The organism is Pseudomonas sp. Colony2, from assembly GCF_019382755.1.
Taxonomy (GTDB): Bacteria; Pseudomonadota; Gammaproteobacteria; order Pseudomonadales; family Pseudomonadaceae; genus Aquipseudomonas.
In genome coordinates, this window is the sequence record NZ_CP080030.1 from 6,675,421 (window position 1) to 6,679,967 (window position 4,547).

Genomic DNA, 4,547 nt, shown 5'->3' on the forward strand with positions numbered 1-4,547 from the left:
GATTTGCCATGACGCCAGAACTCCCGCCCCGCCGTTTCACCCCCTGCACCGAAACAGCCACCGAATACCCGGTACTCCTGATCGACAGCGATGCACCACTCACGGACCTGCACGCCTGCCTGCGTGAACGCCTCAACGCCGCCCTCGAACACCTCAACCTGATGGCCTGCTCCAGCCTGCCCGATTTTGCGGAGCGTGACCTGAACCACGTAGCCAACACCGCCCGCATCCTGGTGCAGGACGTAAGCGACGTATTCCGCGTCATCGAATACCGCGGCTTCGACACCCCCGCAGCCGCCTGATCAAATTTCAGCCACAAAAAAGCCCGCATCGCTGCGGGCTTTTCATTAACGCGTAAGGCTTAGTTGACCTTAGCGTTCAACTCACCTTTCAAATAACGCTGGTACATCGCTTCCAGGGAGATCGGCTTGATCTTCGAAGCATTGCCCGCAGTACCAAAGGCTTCATAACGTGCGATACATACATCACGCATGGCAGTCACGGTAGCGCCGAAGAATTTACGTGGGTCAAATTCGCTCGGGTTGGTGGCCATCAGGCGACGCATTGCACCGGTGGAGGCCAGGCGCAGGTCGGTGTCGATGTTGACCTTGCGCACGCCGTACTTGATGCCTTCGACGATTTCTTCAACCGGCACGCCGTAGGTTTCTTTGATGTCGCCGCCGTACTGGTTGATGATCGCCAGCCACTCTTGCGGTACCGAGGAAGAACCGTGCATCACCAGGTGGGTGTTCGGGATGCGCTTGTGGATTTCCTTGATGCGGTCGATGGCCAACACGTCGCCGGTAGGTGGCTTGGTGAATTTGTAGGCGCCGTGGCTGGTGCCGATGGCGATGGCCAGGGCGTCAACCTGGGTCTTTTTCACGAAGTCTGCGGCTTCTTCCGGATCGGTCAGCATTTGGCTGTGATCCAGTACGCCTTCGGCGCCGATACCGTCTTCTTCACCGGCCATGCCGGTTTCCAGGGAACCCAGGCAGCCCAGTTCGCCTTCAACCGAAACGCCACAGGCGTGAGCCATGGCCACGGTTTGTTGGGTGACGCGTACGTTGTATTCGTAGTCGGTCGGGGTCTTGCCGTCTTCGCCCAGGGAACCGTCCATCATTACCGAGCTGAAGCCCAGCTGGATGGAGCGCTGGCACACGTCAGGGCTGGTGCCGTGGTCCTGGTGCATGCACACCGGGATGTGCGGGAATTCTTCGATCGCAGCGAGGATCAGGTGACGCAGGAACGGAGCGCCGGCGTATTTGCGTGCGCCGGCCGAAGCCTGGACGATCACTGGAGAGTCAGTCTTGTCAGCGGCTTCCATGATGGCGCGCATCTGCTCAAGGTTGTTGACGTTGAAGGCTGGAACGCCATAGCCGAATTCGGCTGCGTGGTCCAACATCTGGCGCATGCTGATAAGTGCCATTGTGAGTCTCTCTCCCGGTCGAGGGTCGTTAATCGTGCAAGCCTGCCGTAGCGGCGGCTGCTATTCAAGTTATTGAAGGTCAGGCTTTCAAAGCCTGCCCTGCTTAATCGTTAAACCTGTCTGTAGGACCCGGCTTGCCGGCGATGGCGGCTGACGCTATCGCCGGCAAGCCGGCGCCTACAGGTGATCGCGGCGTGTTATTGCGCTTTACAGCCACGCCCGATCAAATCATCGGTGGCAACCCAGTAAACCAGGCCTTCCTCACCTTTTGTGTGAAACGCCAACTGGCCGTCGCTGTACAGCACGCCCGAGGCCGCCACATCCTGCTTGAGGCGATACACCTGGTCCGAGCCGCCGAGGCGCACATCCACCTGGGTGCGGGCCTGGTCGGCAAACCGCCAGTTGACTTGCGCCTGGCTGTCACACGTCCAGGTGGTCCACTTGTCTGCCGGCTCTGCCTTCTTGTCGAACATGTTCAGGTTGGTGCATCCGGCCAATAACGCCAGTGCCGCCAGGGCGAAAACGCCTTTCATTGCCAGTCCTCAAGCGGCGACCTGCGGCCACCGCTGCTGTCGGTTAGTGAATCAGACCCGTCAAGGGCAACCCTGTTCCTGACCGTTGGGCGCAGAGTCGTATTTCTCCAACCCGTCCGGCCCGATGCGCTTGTTGATCACCGGCATGGTTTCGGCTTGCCAGTCAGCCTGATAGCAACTCTTTTGCCGAGCCGCCCCGGCCTTTTCAGACTCGGGCGCCGCTTTCGGCGTGCTGCCGCAGCCGGCCAGCAGGCCCGCTGCAATCACCAGTGCCAACGACCTGATCATCGGAATGCTCCTTTTCCTCAGCAAGTGCCTTATCCCTTGGCCCGGCTTTCCAGCACTTCGACAGCCGGCAGTACCTTGCCTTCAACGAATTCGAGGAACGCACCACCCCCCGTAGAAATGTAGGAGATCTGGTCAGCAACGCCATATTTATCGATGGCCGCCAGGGTGTCGCCACCGCCAGCGATGGAAAATGCCGAGCTTTCAGCGATGGCGTGGGCCAGCACTTTGGTGCCGTTGCCGAACTGGTCGAACTCGAACACGCCGACCGGGCCGTTCCACAGGATGGTCTTGGACGACTTCAGCAGTTCAGCGAAGTTGGCTGCCGTTTGCGGGCCGATGTCCAGGATCATGTCGTCAGCGGCAACGTCAGCGATCAGCTTGACGGTGGCTTCGGCGCTTTCAGCGAATTCCTTGGCCACCACCACGTCTACCGGCAGCGGCACGCTGACCTTGGCGGCAATGGCGCGGGCAGTGTCCAGCAGGTCCGGCTCGTACAGCGATTTGCCCACCGGGTGACCGGCAGCCGCCAGGAACGTGTTGGCAATGCCGCCGCCGACGATCAGCTGGTTGCAGATCTGGCTCAGGCTGTTCAGCACGTCGAGCTTGGTGGACACCTTGGAGCCGGCAACGATGGCGGCCATCGGTTGGGCCGGAGCGCCGAGGGCCTTGCCCAGTGCGTCCAGTTCAGCCGCCAGCAACGGGCCAGCTGCGGCAACTTTGGCAAACTTGGCCACGCCGTGGGTCGAACCCTCGGCACGGTGCGCGGTGCCGAAGGCGTCCATCACGAACACGTCGCACAGGGCAGCGTATTGCTGGGCCAGTTCGTCGCTGTTCTTTTTCTCGCCCTTGTTGAAGCGCACGTTTTCGAACAGCACGATGTCGCCAGCCTTCACGTCCACACCGTTCAGGTAGTCGGCAACCAGCGGCACGTCGCGGCCCAGGGCCTTGCTCAAATATTCAGCTACAGGCTTGAGGCTGTTTTCTGCCGAGAATTCACCTTCGGTCGGACGACCCAAGTGGGAGCAGACCATCACGGCCGCACCTTTTTCCAGGGCCAGCTTGATGGTCGGCAGCGAGGCCAGGATTCGCGCATCGCTGGTGACAACACCGTCCTTGACTGGGACGTTGAGGTCTTCGCGGATCAGTACGCGCTTACCTTGCAGATCGAGGTCGGTCATCTTCAACACGGTCATGGGGGGCAATTCCTGAGAGCTAAAGTTGTGGAGAGGCTGTTTGCAGATAGTGTTCTGCAACGTCCAGCATTCGGTTGGCAAAACCCCATTCGTTGTCGAACCAAGCCAGGATGTTCACCAGCCGTGGGCCGGAAACGCGGGTCTGGCTGGCATCGACGATGGCCGAATGCGGGTCGTGGTTGAAATCACAGCTGGCGTGCGGCAACTCGGTGTAGGCCAACAGGCCTTTGAGCGGGCCGCTGGTGGCGGCGTCGCGCAGGATCCGGTTGACTTCGCCGGCGTCGGTGTCGCTGACGGTTTGCATGGTGATGTCCAGACAAGACACATTCACCGTCGGTACCCGTACGGCTTTGGCCTGGATTCGCCCGGCAAGTTCCGGCAACAGTCGCTCGATACCGCGCGCCAGGCCGGTGGACACCGGAATCACCGACTGAAACGCCGAACGCGTACGGCGCAGGTCTTCATGGTGGTAAGCGTCAATCACCGGCTGATCGTTCATTGCCGAGTGAATGGTTGTGATCGACACGTATTCCAGGCCAATCGCCTGGTCCAGCAGGCGCAACAGCGGCACGCCGCAGTTGGTGGTGCAGGAGGCGTTGGACACCAGCAATTCGGCACCGGTCAGGCAATCCTGGTTCACGCCGTAGACGATGGTGGCGTCGACATCCGCCTCGCTGGCCATCGGCTGGGAAAACAGGACCCGTGGTGCGCCGGCGTCGAGAAACCGCTGGCCGTCGGCACGGGTGTGATAGGCACCGGAGCATTCCAGCACCAGGTCGACGTCCAGCGCCGCCCAGTCGATGCCCTCAGGGGTGGCACTGCGCAGGACCTTCACGCAGTTGCCATTAATATGCAGACAATCGTCCTCGACCCGCACTTCGCCGGGGAACCGGCCGTGGGTGGAGTCAAAGCGTGTCAGGTATTCGATGCTGGCCATGTCCGCCAGATCGTTGATCGCGACAATTTCAAACCCGGCCGCCGACCCTCGCTCGAACAGAGCACGCAAGACGCAACGACCAATCCGGCCGTAGCCGTTGAGTGCAACTTTGTAGGGACGCGGTTGAGGCATGGGGTTCTCGCATTGTGGGCGACACAAACCTTTGCAGG

At 60.7% G+C, this 4,547-nt stretch carries 6 protein-coding genes; 1 reads left to right on the plus strand and 5 read right to left on the minus strand.

The genetic code is table 11. The annotated features are described in order from the left end of the window. Positions 1 to 8 precede the first annotated feature (8 nt). Positions 9 to 302 carry a fructose-bisphosphate aldolase gene (locus tag JV201_RS27285; protein WP_219407230.1) on the plus strand — a complete coding sequence of 98 codons (294 nt, stop codon included), beginning with the start codon at positions 9 to 11 and terminating at the stop codon, positions 300 to 302. A 59-nt stretch (positions 303 to 361) separates the two neighbouring features. Here the strand turns inward: JV201_RS27285 and fba are convergent, their stop codons facing one another. The 5 genes from fba to epd form a co-directional block, all read right to left on the minus strand. Further along, a complete protein-coding gene (gene fba / locus JV201_RS27290) occupies positions 362 to 1,426 on the minus strand; it encodes a class II fructose-bisphosphate aldolase (protein ID WP_003177554.1) in 1,065 nt (354 codons plus the stop codon). Positions 1,427 to 1,623: 197 nt separating this feature from the next. Further along, on the minus strand, positions 1,624 to 1,959 hold the full coding sequence (locus JV201_RS27295) for an MliC family protein (RefSeq protein ID WP_003216869.1): 336 nt from the start codon (positions 1,957 to 1,959) through the stop codon (positions 1,624 to 1,626). Positions 1,960 to 2,019: 60 nt separating this feature from the next. Further along, positions 2,020 to 2,247, minus strand: coding sequence for a hypothetical protein (locus JV201_RS27300; RefSeq protein ID WP_008434073.1), 228 nt, complete (start codon positions 2,245 to 2,247; stop codon positions 2,020 to 2,022). 29 nt (positions 2,248 to 2,276) lie between these two features. Continuing rightward, positions 2,277 to 3,440 (minus strand): phosphoglycerate kinase, encoded by a 1,164-nt coding sequence (locus JV201_RS27305; protein ID WP_003216867.1) that lies wholly within the window; start codon positions 3,438 to 3,440, stop codon positions 2,277 to 2,279. Between the two features lie 19 nt (positions 3,441 to 3,459). Further along, positions 3,460 to 4,509, minus strand: a complete 1,050-nt coding sequence (gene epd, locus JV201_RS27310; RefSeq protein WP_219406246.1) for an erythrose-4-phosphate dehydrogenase — start codon at positions 4,507 to 4,509, stop codon at positions 3,460 to 3,462. Positions 4,510 to 4,547: the final 38 nt, after the last annotated feature.